The organism is Streptomyces sp. 6-11-2, from assembly GCF_006540305.1.
GTDB lineage: Bacteria > Actinomycetota > Actinomycetes > Streptomycetales > Streptomycetaceae > Streptomyces.
The window spans coordinates 7393974-7408467 of the sequence record NZ_BJOR01000001.1 but is presented as its reverse complement, the minus strand read 5'-3'; the positions used below and the strand labels follow the sequence as shown (position 1 = coordinate 7408467).

The following is a 14494-nucleotide window of genomic DNA, read 5'->3' as shown; positions in this document are numbered from 1 at the left end:
GGGCGGTCCGCCGCCTTCCTTCACACCATCTCAGGGGAGAATGGTTTGAACTTCTACCGGCTTGCCACGGCGGCGTTCACCGGCCTGCTCTGCGGTCTCTGGGGCGGATTCGCGGGCCTGATGGACCTTTCGGCATGGGCGGGCTTCGCCGGCTGCACGGCGTACTTCGCCTGCGGTATACGCCTGGTTCCCGGGGCGGCGCTCACCGTGTCGTCCTCGTTCGCCGGCGTGGGGTGCGCCTGGCTGATGCTCCAGGGCGCGGACCTGCTGGGCAGCGCCAACTCCGCCTTCGCGGTCTCCGTGGGCTTCTTCGTCATGTGCATCGTGCTGCTCGGACGGTTCAAGTGGACGTCGTTCGTCCCGGGCACCTTCGTGGGCTGCTACTCGCTCTTCGCCATCAAGGACAACGACTGGGTGGTACTGCTGGCCTCCCTGGCGGTGGGTGTCCTGCTCGGCCTGGTCTGCGACTGGGGCGGCAGCACGATCTTCGCGCGCTGGAAGCCCGGCACCGACGCCGAACCCGTCGGCCAGGAGAGCTGAAGCGGCGTCTCCGGCTTCCGCGGCCTCCGTGCCGCCGCACGCGTCATGGAGTACGGCGGCCGCTGAACGTCAGCAGCGCCGGCACGCGCAGCGCCAGAACCCCGAGCCCGCAGACAAGGAGGAGAGCCGCGCAGAACACCGTCCTGGCCACCCCTGCCCGCTCCGCCGTCGCGCCGAGGACAAGGGTGGCAACAGGCATGACGCCGATGCAGAGTTCCTGGAGTCCCAGCGCCCGGCCGTGGACGGCCGGGTCGGTGGTCAGCAGCAACAGGGTGGTCTGCAGCACCCCGAAGGCCGCGCTGGTGAGGCCGATGACGCACATGAGTGCGAACGACAACGACACCGTGCGGGACAGGGCGAACACCGCCCACAGGGCGGCCCAGGCCGTGGTGCCGAAGACGAACACCCCACCCTTGTAAGGGAAGTCACCCATACCGGCGATGACGAGTGAACCGACCAGTCCCCCGACACCGCCGCACGTCAGCAGAGCGCCGAGTCCCGCGGCGTCGAGCCCGAGTGACTCCTCGGCGAAGACCGGCATGAAGGCCTGGTACACCGGCCACAACAGGGTGTTCGCCGCCAGGGTGACGACGAGCACCGCCACCGCGAGCCGGCTGCGCGCGATGATCCGCAGTCCGCCGACGACCATCGCCCGCACCGACTGCGCCTGGTCGTGGACGACCTTCCCGTACCCGCGGAGAGGCAGCAGCAGCACGAGTGAGAGCCCGTACCAGGCGGTCGAGACCCACAGCGCGGCCGGAGCGCCCATCGCCGCGATCATGGCTCCGCCGAGCCCCGGCCCGATCACCTGCGTCATGTTCATCGCCATGGCGTTGAGCGCGTTGGCGTTGGAGAGTTTCTCCTGCCCCACGAGTTCGAGCACCACCGAGGCCCGGGCCGGCTGCGACGGGGACTGGGCGAGGCCGAGGGCCAGGCCGCCGACCACCAGTACCCAGTACGGCAGCAGGTCCGCCGTGGCCAGTGCCGCCACCGCGGTGCCCGCGCCCGTGGCCCAGGCGCAGGCGACGACGAGCAGCCGGACGCGGTTGTGCCGGTCGGCGAACGCGCCGGCCACCGGACCGAGGAACATCGGCGCCAGGCGCGCGGCGGTGAACACCGCGACAAGGAACTCGGAGTGCGTCAACTCGAACGCGAGCCAGCCGAGTACCAGGGTCTGGGTCCACACTCCGCCGAAGAAGAACACGTTGGAGAACCACAGCCACTGGAAGGGCCGGTTTCCCCGCAGGGAGTCCAACGCGCCGCGCAGGCCCGGCCGGTGACTGGAGGCGTCTGACGCCGACGGCACGTGGAGAACCTTTCGGGTGAAGGTGTTGCGGGACGGGTCCGGAGCAGGACGTGACCATCGCGGGCGACGACCTCGCCACCGCGCATCAGGAGCTTGCGCTCGGGGGCCCACGCCGGTGCGTCGGGGACGTTCTCCGCCTCGAAGTCACAGCCACGACAGAAATGGTATACCAATTGCTCCACGCCCGCCGAGGCCCGTGACCTCGGGCGCACCCGCGCGGCCCACCGCAAGGCTCTATGGTCTACAGCATATCGTATGCAATACTGCGGAGGTCGACACGGCGATTGCCATCCGTGCGCCAAGTACACGACCACGACAGCCAGATGGGCCACGCTCGGGGCCACGGAGAGCGCGAGGGTCCCCCGCCGTCCTGGTATGGACGGCGGCCAGCAGGCAGCAACACCAGTTTCCTCGTACGAGTGCCACACCACCGGATGACGGGAGACCTGCGTGTACCACAAGCTGACCGCCACCCCCGAGACCTGCCAATGGGGCTATTTCGACAACGCACTTGAACCGGCGCTGACGATCCGGTCCGGCGACGTCGTGGCGATGGAGTGCCTGACCCACCACGCCGGCGAGGCACCCGACCTCATGATGGACGACGGCGTACGAGAGGTGTACGAGAACATCGACAAGAACGACCGGGGCCCTGGACCGCACATCGTCACCGGCCCCATCGCCGTCGTCGGCGCCGAGCCCGGGGACGTCCTGGAGTGCCGCTTCCTCCAGGCGGAGCCGCGTCTGCCCTACGGCGTCAACTTCCAGGCCAACTGGGGACTGCTGTACGGACCGGTGCGCGCCCCGCTCGGCCACGCCACGACCACGGATCTGGAGTCCCACCAGCACGTGGTGGTCTACGAGGCCGACTGGCAACAGGGCACCGCCAAGGGCCTGTTCCAGTACGCGTACCCCTACGCCGACGAGTCGCCGTACCCCGGCACGTTCATCGAGCCGCACACCGTCGCCCGCCAGTCCGCGCTGCGCGGCGTCAGCGTGCCGTTGCGCCCCCACATGGGCACCGCCGGGGTGGCGCCGGCGCAGAGCGGCCGGATCCACACGGTGCCGCCGGGAGAGTTCGGCGGCAACGTCGACAACCGCAGCTTCGTACCGGGCACCCGAATGTTCTATCCCGTCCAGGTTCCGTCGGCGCTGTTCTGGGCCGGCGACACCCACTTCGCCGAAGGCGACGGCGAGATCTCGGGAACCGCGATCGAGGGGCATCTGAACGTGATGCTCCAGTTCGTCCTGCACAAGAACCTGCGCATCCGCACACCGCTGCTGGAGACCGACACGGAGGTGATGGTGCACGGCTTCCACGAGAACCTTGACGAAGCGGTCCGCATCGCCGCCGCGGAGACCGTCTACGAGATGGGGCGCCGGTGGGGGCTGTCCCAGCGGGAGTCCTACTCCCTGCTCAGCGTGGCCGGCGACCTCAGGGTGACGCAGGTGGTCAACGGTGTGAAGGGTGCGCACTTCGTGCTGAGCAAGAGCGTCGTCCGTGAGATGCGGTGAGCATCCCACAGGTCCTGCCCCGCGTCGCGGACACGCAAGTCAAACGATTGACTAAACGTGCCGCCGGGACGTAGGTTCCCCGTGGGGGCATGAGCCGGGGCGTCTTCTCCGCTCGTTGCCCCACTCATTTGTCAGAAGTCTGTCCAGTGCTGCCCGGCGGGTCACGGAATGCCGGTCGAGCGCTTGTCGGCCGGTGAGTTGGAGCAACACGTGGGTGATCGGCCGGGCATATGCGTCGTGGGCGGCTCCGTCGCCGGCACCGCGGCCGCACAGGCGCTGCGGACCAAGGGCTATGACGGGGAGATCCGGCTGATCGAGTCGGAGGCACAACTCCCCTACGACCGGCCGCCGTTGTCCAAGCAGGTCCTCCAGGGCGGGCTCGACCTCCCGGCGCTTCAGTTCCAGTCGACCGCGGACTGGTCCCGGCTGGGGATCACCCTCTCGCTGGGCGCGTCGGTGACCGAGCTGGACTCCGGGCAGCGGGTGCTGCGGCTGAGCGACGGTTCGGAGCTGCGGGCGTCCGGGGTCGTCCTGGCCCCGGGGACGGAGTCCAGGCCCCTGCCGTTCCCGGACGAGCAGGCCCGGGTGCGCCGGCTGCGCACCCTCGAGGACGCGCTCGTACTGCGCGGATCGCTGCGGACCGCCCGGTCGATCGTGCTCGTCGGCGCCGGCTTCATCGGCCTGGAGGTGGCCGCGACCGCCGTCCGGCTGGGGCTCGACGTCACCGTCGTCGAGCTGCTTCCGCTGCCGCTCGCCCCGGCGATCGGCGAGGTGGCCGCCCAGCGGGTGTGCGCCGCCCACCGGGACGGCGGAGTCACTTTGCTGACGTCGCGTTCGGTCGCGGAGGTCAGGGGCGACGGGCGGGTCTCCACCGTCGTCCTGGACGACGGCCGGGCGATCGAGGCGGACATCGTCGTCGCCGGTGTGGGGGTGCGCCCGGCCACCGGATGGCTGGCCGGATCCGGCCTGGAACTGGGCGACGGCATCGAGGCCGACGCCTACTGCCGGACCTCGGCGGATCTGGTCTACGCCGCCGGTGACGCGGCGCGCTGGCACAACCCCGCCTTCGGCGCCCGGATGCGTGTCGAGCACTGGAGCACCGCCCGCGAGCAGGGTGCGACGGCCGCCGCGAACCTGCTGGGCGAGCTGCGCGGGCAGGGCGCAGCCCGGACCCCGTTCACGCATGTGCCGTACTTCTGGTCCGACCAGCTGGGCATGAAGATCCAGCACGTCGGCCGCATCCTCGCGGGCGGGCGCAGCGAGGTCGAACACGACGGCGACGGCGCCCTGTTCGTCACGCACCGGCTGGGCGACCGGCTGACCGGTGCGACGACGGTCAACCGCCCGAGGGACGCGATGCTCTCGCGCAGAAGGATCTCGGAGGAGTGCGAGCGGCTGGGGCCGCCCAACGGCTGAGCGGCCTGCCGGCAGGCCGTCCGAGGAGCCGTGTTCGGTGCACCGGCGCACCGGCGAGCGTTGACGTTGAAAGGAAGAACCATGGGCAGTTCGCAGCAGGACGCGCAGATTTTCGATCCGACCGACCCCGAGTTCCTGAAGGATCCCTACCCGGTTCTGAACCACCTGCGGGAGAACACCCCCGTCGTCAGAGCGGAGTCGCTGGGACTCTGGCTCGTGACGCGCCACGAGGACGTGTTCGCGTGCCAGCGGGACGCCCGTCTCACCCGGACCTTCGGCCACAAGTACACCCCCGAGGCGATGGGGGTCGCGCCGCGCGACGCCCGGTGGGCCGACTTCTGGCAGGCCGAGAAGTGGAGCCTGCTGGACCTCGAACAGCCGGACCACACCCGGATCCGCTCGCTGGTGTCCTCCGCCTTCACCCCGCGCCGTGTGACGCAGATGCGTGACGCGGTCCGCGCCCGCTCCCGGAAACTGCTCTCGGACCTCGTCGAGCAGGGCGAGTTCGACCTGCTGCACGACTACGCGATGCCGTACTCGGTGTCGATCGTCTGCGAACTGCTCGGAGCCGACCAGGAGCAGGCCCCGCTGTTCCTGGACTGGGCGCACGCGATGGTGAAGATGTACGAGCTCGACACCACCGAGGAGCAGGCGAAGCGGGCCAACGACTCGGCCGCGGCCTTCATCGCCTACGTCCGCGAACTCATCGCGCTGCGCCGCCGGCAGCCCGACGACGCCCTGGTGAGCGCACTGGTCCAGGCCGAGACCGAGGAGGGCAGGAAGCTCACCGACGACGAGATCGTGTCCACGGTGATCGTCCTGCTGAACGCCGGTCACGAGGCCACGGTCAACACCACCGGCAACGGCATGACCGCCCTGCTGCGCCACCCCGGCCAGTGGGCGCGGGTGACCTCGCAGGAGGTGGCCCCGCGGCAGGCGGTGGAGGAGGTCATCCGCTGGGATCCCCCGTTGCAGCTGTTCGAGCGCTGGGTGCTGGCCGACGACGTCGAGATCGCCGACCGGAAGATCCCCTTCGGCTCGAAGATCGCGATGCTGTACGGCGCGGCCAACCGCGACCCGCGCCTGTTCACCGACCCGGAGGTGCTGGACGTCGGCCGCGTGAACGCCTCCCGCCACGTCAACTTCGGCGGCGGTGTGCACGCCTGCCTGGGCGCCCCGCTGGCCCGCATCGAGTTGGAGGAGACCTTCACCTCGATCCGGGACCTGTGCCCGGACCTCGAGCTCGTCGAGGAGCCGCGCCGCAACTCCGCGTTCGTCATCTGGGGCATGGAGTCGGTCCGCGTGGCCGTGCGCTGACCCCTCAGCCAGCAGCTCAACAGCACGTCAGCAGTCAGTAGGAGGAGGACCCATGCCACGCCTGCAGGTCGACGAAGCCCTCTGCAAGGGACACGGTCTGTGCTACTTCGGCTGGCCGAAGATCTACGACCTCCGGGAGGACGGCATCGCCGTCGCCCTGGTCGACGAGATCCCGGCCGAACTGCTGGAGGAGGCCCGGAACTCCGTCGAGGCCTGCCCGGAGCGGGCCCTGAGGATCGTGGACTGACCCCGGTCCTCGTGTGCGCACACGTCGGACGGCGGCCGGTCCCGGCCGCCGCCGGGCGTGCGGTGCTCACCGGGCCCCGGCGCCGGATCCGCGGAACGTATCATCGACGCTGGCGAGCCCGGTCGGACCGGGCCGCGGCGCTCGCAGGGGCTGGTCGCCGGCCTCCGGCGGGAAGGGAGTGACACTCGTGGCACGCCGCCGGGTTACGGGCGCCGATGTCGCCGCCGAGGCGGGGGTGTCGGTGTCCATCGTGTCGCTGGTCCTGAACGGGAAGGACTCCGGGAGGGCGAACCAGGCCACCCGGGACAGGGTCCACGCGGCCGCGCAGCGGCTCGGATACCGTATCGACCGCCGGGGCCGCAGCCTCGCCACCGGCCGGACCGGCATCGTCGGTTACGTCGCGCCCGATGTCGCGACCCCGTTCTTCAGCAGTGTGCAGATGGGCCTGCTGAGCGAACTGAGCCCGGAGTACCAGGTCCTCACCGTGGTCACCGCCCTGGGCCAGACGGTCAGCCGGGAGAGCGTCCAGCGGCTGCTCGACCTGGGCGTGGACGGCCTGATCATCTCCACGGTCGAAAGCGACCTGGTGACGTCCCTGAACCCGTCGTGCCCGGTGGTGATCCTCGACTCCCCTGGGCGGCAGAAGGACCTGCCGCGCGTGAACCTGGACGTCGGCGGCAGCGCCAGGGAACTCGCCCGCCATCTGACGGGCCTCGGCCACCGGAGGTTCGCCTACCTCGACATCGACACCCGGACCCGGACCCTGGAGGCGCGCCGCAGGGCGTTCACCGGCGAGGCCCGGAAGGCGTCGGAGCAGGTGGGCGTCGTGGTGGCGCGCTCCCCCATCGATGTGACGGCGGCCTACGACAGCGTGGCGGGCAACTGGCCCTCCTGGCGCGACTCCGGAGTGACCGCGCTGGTGTGCGGCTCCGACCTGCAGGCGTTCGGCGCGCTGGCGGCGCTGCGTGACCTCGGGGTCGGGGTTCCGGAGGAGGTGTCCGTGGCCGGCGCCGACGACCAGCCGATGTCCCGGATCGTGCAACCGTCCCTGACCACGGTGCAACTCCCCTCGTTCGAACTGGGCAGCCTCGGCGCGCGGGAGTTGCGCAAGGCCATGGACCGGCCGGACGCGGTCGCGGGGCGGCCGTTGGTGCTGCCGACCCGGCTGGAGATCAGGGAGTCGACCGGCAGCGCGCCGGCGGCCCGGTCCACGCCGCACTGACGCACCCTTCGCGGGTGGGCGCCGGCGCGGCCGGGTCATGCGGGGGGCGGGGTGCGCAGGGCGAGGATGGCCATGTCGTCGTGGCCGTCGCTGGGGTGGTGGTCGGCGAGCGTACGCACGAAGTCCTGCAACGGCTGGTCCGCGTACGTGGTGGCGAGTGCGGCCAGGGCGTCCAGCCCCTCGTCGATGGAGTGTTCGGGGTGTTCGACGAGTCCGTCGGTGAAGAAGATCACCACGGCCCCGGCGGGCAGAGCCCGGGTGTGGTCGGGGCGGACCTGGTCGGTGCTGACGCCGAGCGGGACGCCCGGGTCGGCGTGCAGGTACTCGGCCCGCCGGTCGGGGGTGATCAGCAGTGGGGGAAGGTGGCCGGCGGTGCTCCAGTGCAGCGTCCAGCCACCGTGCCCATCGGGTTCGATACGGGCCAGCAGAGCGGTGGTGACGGGGTTCTCGGTGGTGGCGTGCAGGGTGATGTCGAGCTGGCGGAGGATGCCGCTGGCCGGGGTGCGGCGGTCGTAGAGCAGGGCGCGGAGCATGCTGCGGGTCTGGGCCATGGCGCCGGCCGCGTGGAGGTCGTGGCCGACGACGTCTCCGATCACGACGCCGAGGGCGCCGTCGGGCAGGATGACCGCGTCGTACCAGTCCCCACCCAGACGGTTGGGCTCGGCGGCGGGCTGGTAGATCGCGGCGGCGGTGAAGGGCCGCAGGTCCGGGAGGGTGGGCAGGAGCAGGCGCTGGAAGGTCTCGGCGCTGTCGCGGATCTGGCCGAACAGGCGGGCGTTCTCGATCGCGATGCCCGCGGCGCTGGAGAGGGCGACGAGGACTTCCTCGTCCGCACGGTCGAAGGGGCGGCCGTCGTGGCGTTCGGAGAGGTAGAGGTCGCCGTAGATCTCGCCGCGGACGCTGATGGCCACCCCGAGCAGGGTGCGCATGCGGGGGTGGCCGGGCGGGAACCCGACGGAGGCCGCGTGGGACGCGATGTCGGTGACGCGCAGCGGTTCGGGGTGGTGGATCAGGAGCCCGAGCACTCCGCGGCCGTGGGGGAACTCCACCTCGGCCAGCGCGGCGCGCTCCTCCTCGGACAGTCCGGCGGTGATGAACGCTTCCAGGTACTCGCCGGACTCGTGCAGCACCCCCAGGGCACCGTAGCGGGCGCCGACCAGGTCCCTCGCGGTGGTGACGATGCGGTACAGCACGGACGACAGATCCAGCTCCCGGCTGATCGCCAGCACCGCGTGCAGCAGGCCCTGAAGCCGGTCCTTGGCCGCGGCCAGCTCCTGGAGCCGCTCGCTGATCCGGTCCAGTTCCTCGTTCAGGCGCTGCCCGGCATCAGGGATCCCGGGCCGCTGCGGCTCGTCCCCGTGCCCGGCCGTCATGAGCGCCTGGTTGAGGTCTTGAACACCAGCTCGGCGGCCTTCCTGTCCAGGTCCAGGCGGCCGATGTCGTCCCGGTACACCCGGCCTCCCGACACGACCGCGATCAAGGAAGACCACAGCCTGACACGATGCAACTACCCATACCGCCCATTACTCCGAAGGCGGCATGCCACACCCGCACGGCTCTGAAGGCTCCCCGCGGTGCGCACCTGTGCGCGGGTCGTGACCCCTGCCGCTTGAGTGAGGCCCGTGGTCGACTGTGCTTCCGCGGGCCGGTGCGCGGCCTGCCCGGTGCGCGAGTGAGTCCACGGGAGGGGCGGAGTTGAGTCTGCAGCGTGTACTGGCGCCCAGCGAGGCGGCGATGGCCGCGACCGGCAGTCCCACCGTCGTCGGCTGGACACTCCACGGGGACCTGGACACCGAGTTGTTGAACGAGGCCGTCCAGCGGCTGTCCCACCGGATGCCGGTCCTGTCGGCTCGCATCGTCGAAGGACCCGGCGGTCTCGTCCTGCGATGCGACGCCGCTGATGAGCCTGTCGGCCTGAGCTTCGCGTCCGACGGATGGGCCCCGCACGATGCTCGCTTCCTCCGGCCGGGCGACCGGGTGCTGCGCGTCCTTCTTCACCGTGACGGCCCCCGCCGGCACACGCTGACCTTGATGGCCTGGCACGCTGTCAGCGACGGTGCCTGCATGCCGGCGCTGCACCGGCGGTTGTGGCGGATCCACCGGGAACTGGCCACGGGAGCCGGCGAGGCGTCGGCTGCCGACGCCGCCGGGCTGCCCGCGCCCGTCGAGGAGCGCCTGCTCGCCCGGCACAGTCCCGCCGACGTCACCGCCTACGCCGCACAGTGGTCGGCACGGCTGGACGCATCACACCCGGCCGCCCTCGCTCCGCGGGCCGCCCGCGACGGCGGACCGGGACCGGCCGACGGAGCCCACCGCCACCGGTTCATCCTGTCCGCTCAGCAGACGGAGACCCTGGCCCGAGATGCGCGCCTGCGCGGCGCGAGCGCCACCACTCTGCTCTGCGCCCTCGCCATGACCGCTGTCCGCGGCCTCCTCTCCCCCGTGGACGGCCATCAACAACAGACCTGTCTCATCCCCGTCGACCTGCGGCCACGACTGCGTCCTCCGCTGCCGGCGGACGAGTTCGCCTTCGCCGCCTCCACCGCCTCCGCCACAGTCACCGTCGGCCCCGAGACCGGCCTCGGCGCCATCGCCGCAGAGATCGGCCGCCGACTGCAAGCGGCCCTGGACGCCGGCCACGCGGAACTGGAGTACCTGGCCACCGCGCACATGCTGAGCCGGCTGGCCTCCGCGGCCGTCACCCTCGCCGTCAGCAACGTCGCGCGTTACAGCACTCCGCCCGCGCTGCCGCCCGGCCTGACCGCCACGCGCCCGCACGTCCTCACCATCCCGCCCGGCCCCGTCCCCACCCTCTTCGTCAGCCGTCACGACAAGGCGCTCTGCCTGGACCTCGTCCGACCCCGCGCCTGGTACACCCGCGAACAGGCCGGCCACCTGGCGAACGCTCTACAGCGCGCCCTGACCGCCATCACCGGAGCACCCGCCATGGAGGACCTCACCCGCCCCACACCGCCTTCCGGATGACGGCCAAGGCCCATCAACGAAGTGGCGCGCAACAGTGAACGAGGCGTTCACGCAGCCGGTGCGCCGAACGCCCGCGCGGCGTCGAACATCGCCTCGACGGCCCGCTGCACGCTGATCTGACGGTTGCCGGCCACGATGTGCAGCCCGTAGGCGTCCTCCAGCGCCACCAGGTTCAGGGCCGCCGTCGACGTGTCCAGGATGAGCTTGAAGGCCCCGGCGCCGACGCCATGCTCCAGCACGGTCCGGTACGTGGCCAGTTGCCGCTCGTACATCGACTCGACCAGCTTGGTGTGCAGCGGAGAACTCTCGGCCAGCACGTCGAACTCGTACAGCAGGCGCATCAGCGCGTCGTCCGGTCCCGTCGGGAGACCGGCGCGGATCGTCTCCCCCAGGAGTCGCGCCGGGTTCTCGATCGTGTCCCGCAGCGCGTCCCGCCGGTCGCAGAAGCGTTCCATGCCCGCGCGATAGGCCTCGCTCAACAGCTCGTCGAGGTCGTCGTAGTAGTACAGGACGGCCCCTCGAGTCAGCCCCGCCTTGCGTGCCACGTCCGCGAGTGAGAGGGAGCGGAGCCCGGTCTCGGCGGTCGTGTCGATGACCGCCTGGATGAGGTGGGCGCGGCGTTCGTCCTGATTTTTTCGGCGGGCCATCCCTTGACAGTAGCCGAGACGCTCATGAGACTCGAACCATTCTTTGACGCCGATGGCAAAAAAAGCGCGCGCCGTCTCGGCGCACCTTCGCCGCGCGTTCGTGGCGCGGCTCAGAACCAAGGACGACCATGCTGGACACCCTGATCACCGGCGCCCGTGTGCGCACGTTCGACGGCGCCCGCCCGTGGGCCGGCGCCGTCGGCATCGCCGGCGGACGCATCGCGTTCGTGGGCGACGAGGCGGAGGCCCCGGCGGCCCGCGAGCACCGCCGCCTGGACGGAGGCCTCCTCACTCCGGGCATCATCGACAGCCACAACCACCTGCTGCTCGGCTTCGACCCCGACGCCGTCAGCCTCGAAGGCGCCGAGACCCTCGAGGAGGTCCGCCGTCGTATCGCCGAACTCGCCGACGCGCGACCGGACCTGACCTGGATCTGCGCCGAGAACGCCGTGTACTCGGTGGTCCACGGCCGCCGCCCCGCCGCCCGCGACCTGGCCGGCATCACCTCGCGCCCCGTCTTCGTCACCACCTACGACCAGCACTCGGTGTGGCTCAACGACGCCGCCGTCCGCGCGCTGCACCTGGACGACGGCGGCGACATCCCCTGGGGCCGCCCGGAGCGGGACGCCGACGGCCGCGCCACCGGGTGGGTCACCGACTTCTACACGAGCGCCATGACGACGGCGGGCCTGGCCGGGCTCCAGCGCGACATCCCCATGTACTCGCCGCAGCGGCGCTACCGCAAGCTGCTGGGCAGCCTTGAGATGGCCACCGCCGCCGGCATCACCACCGTGGTGGAACCGCAGGTCCCGCTCGCCGAGATCGACCTGTTCCAGCGCGCCCGGGACGAGGGACGCCTCAGCTCCCGCGTCATCGCGGCGCTCTTCCACCCCATGGGGTCCGACGGCGCGTTCCGGCAGCGGTTGCGCGCGGCGGCCGACGCCGCCCCCAGCGGTGACCGTCTGGCCTTCGGCCCCGTCAAGCTCTACGCCGACGACGTGATCGAGCCCCACAACGCCTGGATGCTCGACGACTACGCCAACCGGCCCGGGCACCGCGGCCACCCCTCCGCAGCGCTCGGCGAGCTCACGCAGGTCGTCACCGAACTGGACCGCCTCGGCTTCCAGACCCACACCCACGCGACGGGCGACGGCGGCATCCGCCTGGCCCTGGACGCGATCGAGCACGCCGCGCGCACCAACGGCACGCGCGACCGCCGCCACGGGATCGTGCACGTCGAGTGCCTGGCCCCCGAGGACCTGCCGCGCTTCGCCCAGTTGGGCGTCACCGCCGCCATGCAGCCACGCCACTGCTCCCCGGACCTCGTGGCCGGCACCTGGATGGAGAACATCGGCGAAGCCCGCTGGGATCGCGCCTGGCGACTGCGCTCGCTCATGGCCTCCGGGGCCCATGTGGCCCTCTCCAGCGACTGGCAGGTGGGAGAGATGGACCCCCTGATCGGGTTCTACTCGGCCCTCACACGGGCCAGCCTCGACGGCAAGGACGCCTGGACCCCGGCGGAGCGTCTGGGGCTCGACGACACGTTGCGCGGCTACACGGCCGAGGGCGCCTGGGCCTGGCACCGGGAGGACGAGTACGGCGTCATCCGCGAGGGCGCCAGGGCGGACCTCGTCGCATGGTCCGAGGACCTCTACGCACTCGAAGCGGACCCGGCGGCGCTGCTCCAGCAGCGGGCCGAGGTCACCTGGGTGGGCGGCGAGGTGGTCCACGAGGCCACCACGGCACGCGCCACCGCCGGCCACTACGGTGCGCTCACCTCCTGCTCCGCGCACGCCGAAGGCGGTCACGCCCATGTCTGACAGCAGCCTTCCCCCCCACACCGTCCAGGGCACCGCGACACAGGCCACGGCGAACCGCCCGCCCGCCGCACACGGCGGCACCGGGCAGGACACCGCGACCGCCGCCGACCCCGACCGGGCCCAGGACGACCCGGGCGGTCCACAGTTGCGCCGCAGCCTGAAGCTGCGCCACATCGTCTTCCTCGGCCTGGCCTTCATGGCGCCGCTGGCGGTGTTCGACACCTTCGGTCTGGTCTCCGAGGCGACCGACGGCCATGTGCCGCTGGCCTACCTGGCCGTCCTCGTCGCGGTGGGGCTCACAGCGCTCAGCTACGCACGGATGGCCCGCCGCATCACGTCCGCCGGATCCGTGTACACCTACGCCGGCAAGTCGCTCGGGGCGCCCGTGGGCTTCCTGGTGGGCTGGTCCGCCACGCTGGACTACGTGCTGCTGCCCATGCTCAACGCGCTGCTGGCCGCGATCTACATGGGCGCCGTGCTGCCCGGGGTCCCGGCGTGGGTGTGGGTGCTCTCCACCGTGGTGGTCTGCACGGCACTGAACCTGGTGGGCGTGAAGCTGGCCGCCAAGGTGAACGTGGCGCTCGTGGTCATCCAGGCCGGCGTGGCCATCGCGTTCCTCGTGTTCGCCGTGCGTGCCATCGCCACCCATGGCCAGTCCTTCGGGACCACCGGCTGGGACCCGGCCTCGGTGCCGCTGCCCGCTCTGCTCAGCGGTGCCTCGCTGCTGGCCCTGTCCTTCCTGGGCTTCGACGCCGTCTCCACCCTCTCCGAGGAGGCCGAGCAGCCGCGCCGGGACATCCCGCGGGCCATCCTGCTCATCGTGGCCGCGGCCGGGGTGTTCTTCCTGGCCATCACCTACGCCATGCAGACGCTCTTCCCGGACGTCTCGGCCGTGGGCAGCATCGTGGGCGCGTCGCCGGAGATCGCCAAGTACATCGGCGGTGCCGCGTTCCAGGCGGTGTTCGTGGGCGGCTACCTCACCGCGGTGCTCGGGTGCGGTCTGACCCAGCAGATGAGTGCGGCACGGCTGCTGTTCGCCATGGGCCGCGACGGCATGCTGCCGCGCGCGGTCTTCGGGCGGGTCGATCCGCGTACCGGCGTCCCCGCCCTCAACGTGCTCGTCGTGGGTCTCATCGCCGCCTCCGCCGTCTTCCTGGACCTCGGCAGCGCCGCCTCGCTGATCAACTTCGGCGCCTACGTCGCCTTCGCCGCGGTGAACCTCGCGGTGATCGGATTCTGGGTGCGCGACCGGCGCGCGGGACGGGCGGAGGCCCGCGGACCCGTTGCCGCCCTCCTGCAACTGCTGCTGCCGGCCCTCGGGTTCGTCGTGAACGCGGCCCTGTGGGTCAGCCTGGACACCCCGGCCAAGGTCGTGGGCGTCATCTGGGCACTGGTGGGCGTGGGCATCCTCACCCTCCGCACGGGCGGATTCCGCCGCCCGGTGCGGACGTTGAACCTGGAGGAGTGAGCCCGGGCAGT

General features: G+C 71.4%; 12 protein-coding genes. 9 read left to right on the top strand and 3 right to left on the bottom strand.

Annotation, left to right across the window (positions count from 1 at the left end):
• Nucleotides 1-45: 45 nt before the first annotated feature.
• The gene (locus tag TNCT6_RS33260; protein ID WP_141365025.1) at nucleotides 46-540 is read left to right on the top strand and encodes a DUF1097 domain-containing protein; all 495 of its coding nucleotides are present in this window, start codon (nucleotides 46-48) and stop codon (nucleotides 538-540) included.
• Between the two features lie 43 nt (nucleotides 541-583).
• Here the strand turns inward: TNCT6_RS33260 and TNCT6_RS33255 are convergent, their stop codons facing one another.
• Nucleotides 584-1846 carry an MFS transporter gene (locus TNCT6_RS33255; protein WP_141365023.1) on the bottom strand — a complete coding sequence of 421 codons (1263 nt, stop codon included), beginning with the start codon at nucleotides 1844-1846 and terminating at the stop codon, nucleotides 584-586.
• A gap of 450 nt (nucleotides 1847-2296) precedes the next feature.
• On the opposite strand from TNCT6_RS33255, the gene TNCT6_RS33250 reads away from it, so the two are divergent.
• From TNCT6_RS33250 to TNCT6_RS33230, 5 genes are all read left to right on the top strand, one after another.
• On the top strand, nucleotides 2297-3361 hold the full coding sequence (locus tag TNCT6_RS33250) for an acetamidase/formamidase family protein (RefSeq protein ID WP_141365021.1): 1065 nt from the start codon (nucleotides 2297-2299) through the stop codon (nucleotides 3359-3361).
• A gap of 210 nt (nucleotides 3362-3571) precedes the next feature.
• Nucleotides 3572-4777 carry an NAD(P)/FAD-dependent oxidoreductase gene (locus TNCT6_RS33245; protein ID WP_172633132.1) on the top strand — a complete coding sequence of 402 codons (1206 nt, stop codon included), beginning with the start codon at nucleotides 3572-3574 and terminating at the stop codon, nucleotides 4775-4777.
• Nucleotides 4778-4858: 81 nt separating this feature from the next.
• Nucleotides 4859-6094: a cytochrome P450 gene (locus TNCT6_RS33240; RefSeq protein ID WP_141365017.1), complete on the top strand. Its 1236-nt coding sequence runs from the start codon at nucleotides 4859-4861 to the stop codon at nucleotides 6092-6094.
• Nucleotides 6095-6146: 52 nt separating this feature from the next.
• Nucleotides 6147-6341, top strand: a complete 195-nt coding sequence (locus tag TNCT6_RS33235) for a ferredoxin (protein WP_141365015.1) — start codon at nucleotides 6147-6149, stop codon at nucleotides 6339-6341.
• A gap of 187 nt (nucleotides 6342-6528) precedes the next feature.
• Complete coding sequence (locus tag TNCT6_RS33230; protein WP_172633131.1) at nucleotides 6529-7563, top strand: LacI family DNA-binding transcriptional regulator; 1035 nt, start codon at nucleotides 6529-6531, stop codon at nucleotides 7561-7563.
• A gap of 35 nt (nucleotides 7564-7598) precedes the next feature.
• Here the strand turns inward: TNCT6_RS33230 and TNCT6_RS33225 are convergent, their stop codons facing one another.
• Nucleotides 7599-8936 carry a PP2C family protein-serine/threonine phosphatase gene (locus TNCT6_RS33225; RefSeq protein ID WP_141365011.1) on the bottom strand — a complete coding sequence of 446 codons (1338 nt, stop codon included), beginning with the start codon at nucleotides 8934-8936 and terminating at the stop codon, nucleotides 7599-7601.
• A 322-nt stretch (nucleotides 8937-9258) separates the two neighbouring features.
• Between TNCT6_RS33225 and TNCT6_RS33220 the strand changes: the two genes are divergently transcribed.
• Entirely contained in the window at nucleotides 9259-10548 is a 1290-nt protein-coding gene (locus TNCT6_RS33220) for a hypothetical protein (protein ID WP_141365009.1), read from the top strand.
• Nucleotides 10549-10595: 47 nt separating this feature from the next.
• Here the strand turns inward: TNCT6_RS33220 and TNCT6_RS33215 are convergent, their stop codons facing one another.
• Nucleotides 10596-11195, bottom strand: coding sequence for a TetR/AcrR family transcriptional regulator (locus TNCT6_RS33215; RefSeq protein ID WP_141365007.1), 600 nt, complete (start codon nucleotides 11193-11195; stop codon nucleotides 10596-10598).
• A gap of 128 nt (nucleotides 11196-11323) precedes the next feature.
• Here TNCT6_RS33215 and TNCT6_RS33210 point away from each other — a divergent pair, with 128 nt between their 5' ends.
• Both TNCT6_RS33210 and TNCT6_RS33205 read left to right on the top strand, forming a co-directional pair.
• The gene (locus TNCT6_RS33210) at nucleotides 11324-13015 is read left to right on the top strand and encodes an amidohydrolase (protein WP_141365005.1); all 1692 of its coding nucleotides are present in this window, start codon (nucleotides 11324-11326) and stop codon (nucleotides 13013-13015) included.
• A complete protein-coding gene (locus tag TNCT6_RS33205; RefSeq protein ID WP_141365003.1) occupies nucleotides 13008-14483 on the top strand; it encodes an APC family permease in 1476 nt (491 codons plus the stop codon). The genes TNCT6_RS33210 and TNCT6_RS33205 overlap by 8 nt, the downstream gene beginning before the upstream one ends.
• The last annotated feature ends 11 nt before the right edge of the window (nucleotides 14484-14494 follow it).

Excerpts from the sequence above, each read along its gene's own strand:
- TNCT6_RS33240 (WP_141365017.1), top strand. The coding sequence starts at position 4,859 with ATGGGCAGTTCGCAGCAGGACGCGCAGATTTTCGATCCGACCGACCCC.
- TNCT6_RS33235 (WP_141365015.1), top strand. The coding sequence starts at position 6,147 with ATGCCACGCCTGCAGGTCGACGAAGCCCTCTGCAAGGGACACGGTCTG.
- TNCT6_RS33225 (WP_141365011.1), bottom strand. The coding sequence starts at position 8,936 with ATGACGGCCGGGCACGGGGACGAGCCGCAGCGGCCCGGGATCCCTGAT.
- TNCT6_RS33215 (WP_141365007.1), bottom strand. The coding sequence starts at position 11,195 with ATGGCCCGCCGAAAAAATCAGGACGAACGCCGCGCCCACCTCATCCAG.
- TNCT6_RS33210 (WP_141365005.1), top strand. The coding sequence starts at position 11,324 with ATGCTGGACACCCTGATCACCGGCGCCCGTGTGCGCACGTTCGACGGC.
- TNCT6_RS33205 (WP_141365003.1), top strand. The coding sequence starts at position 13,008 with ATGTCTGACAGCAGCCTTCCCCCCCACACCGTCCAGGGCACCGCGACA.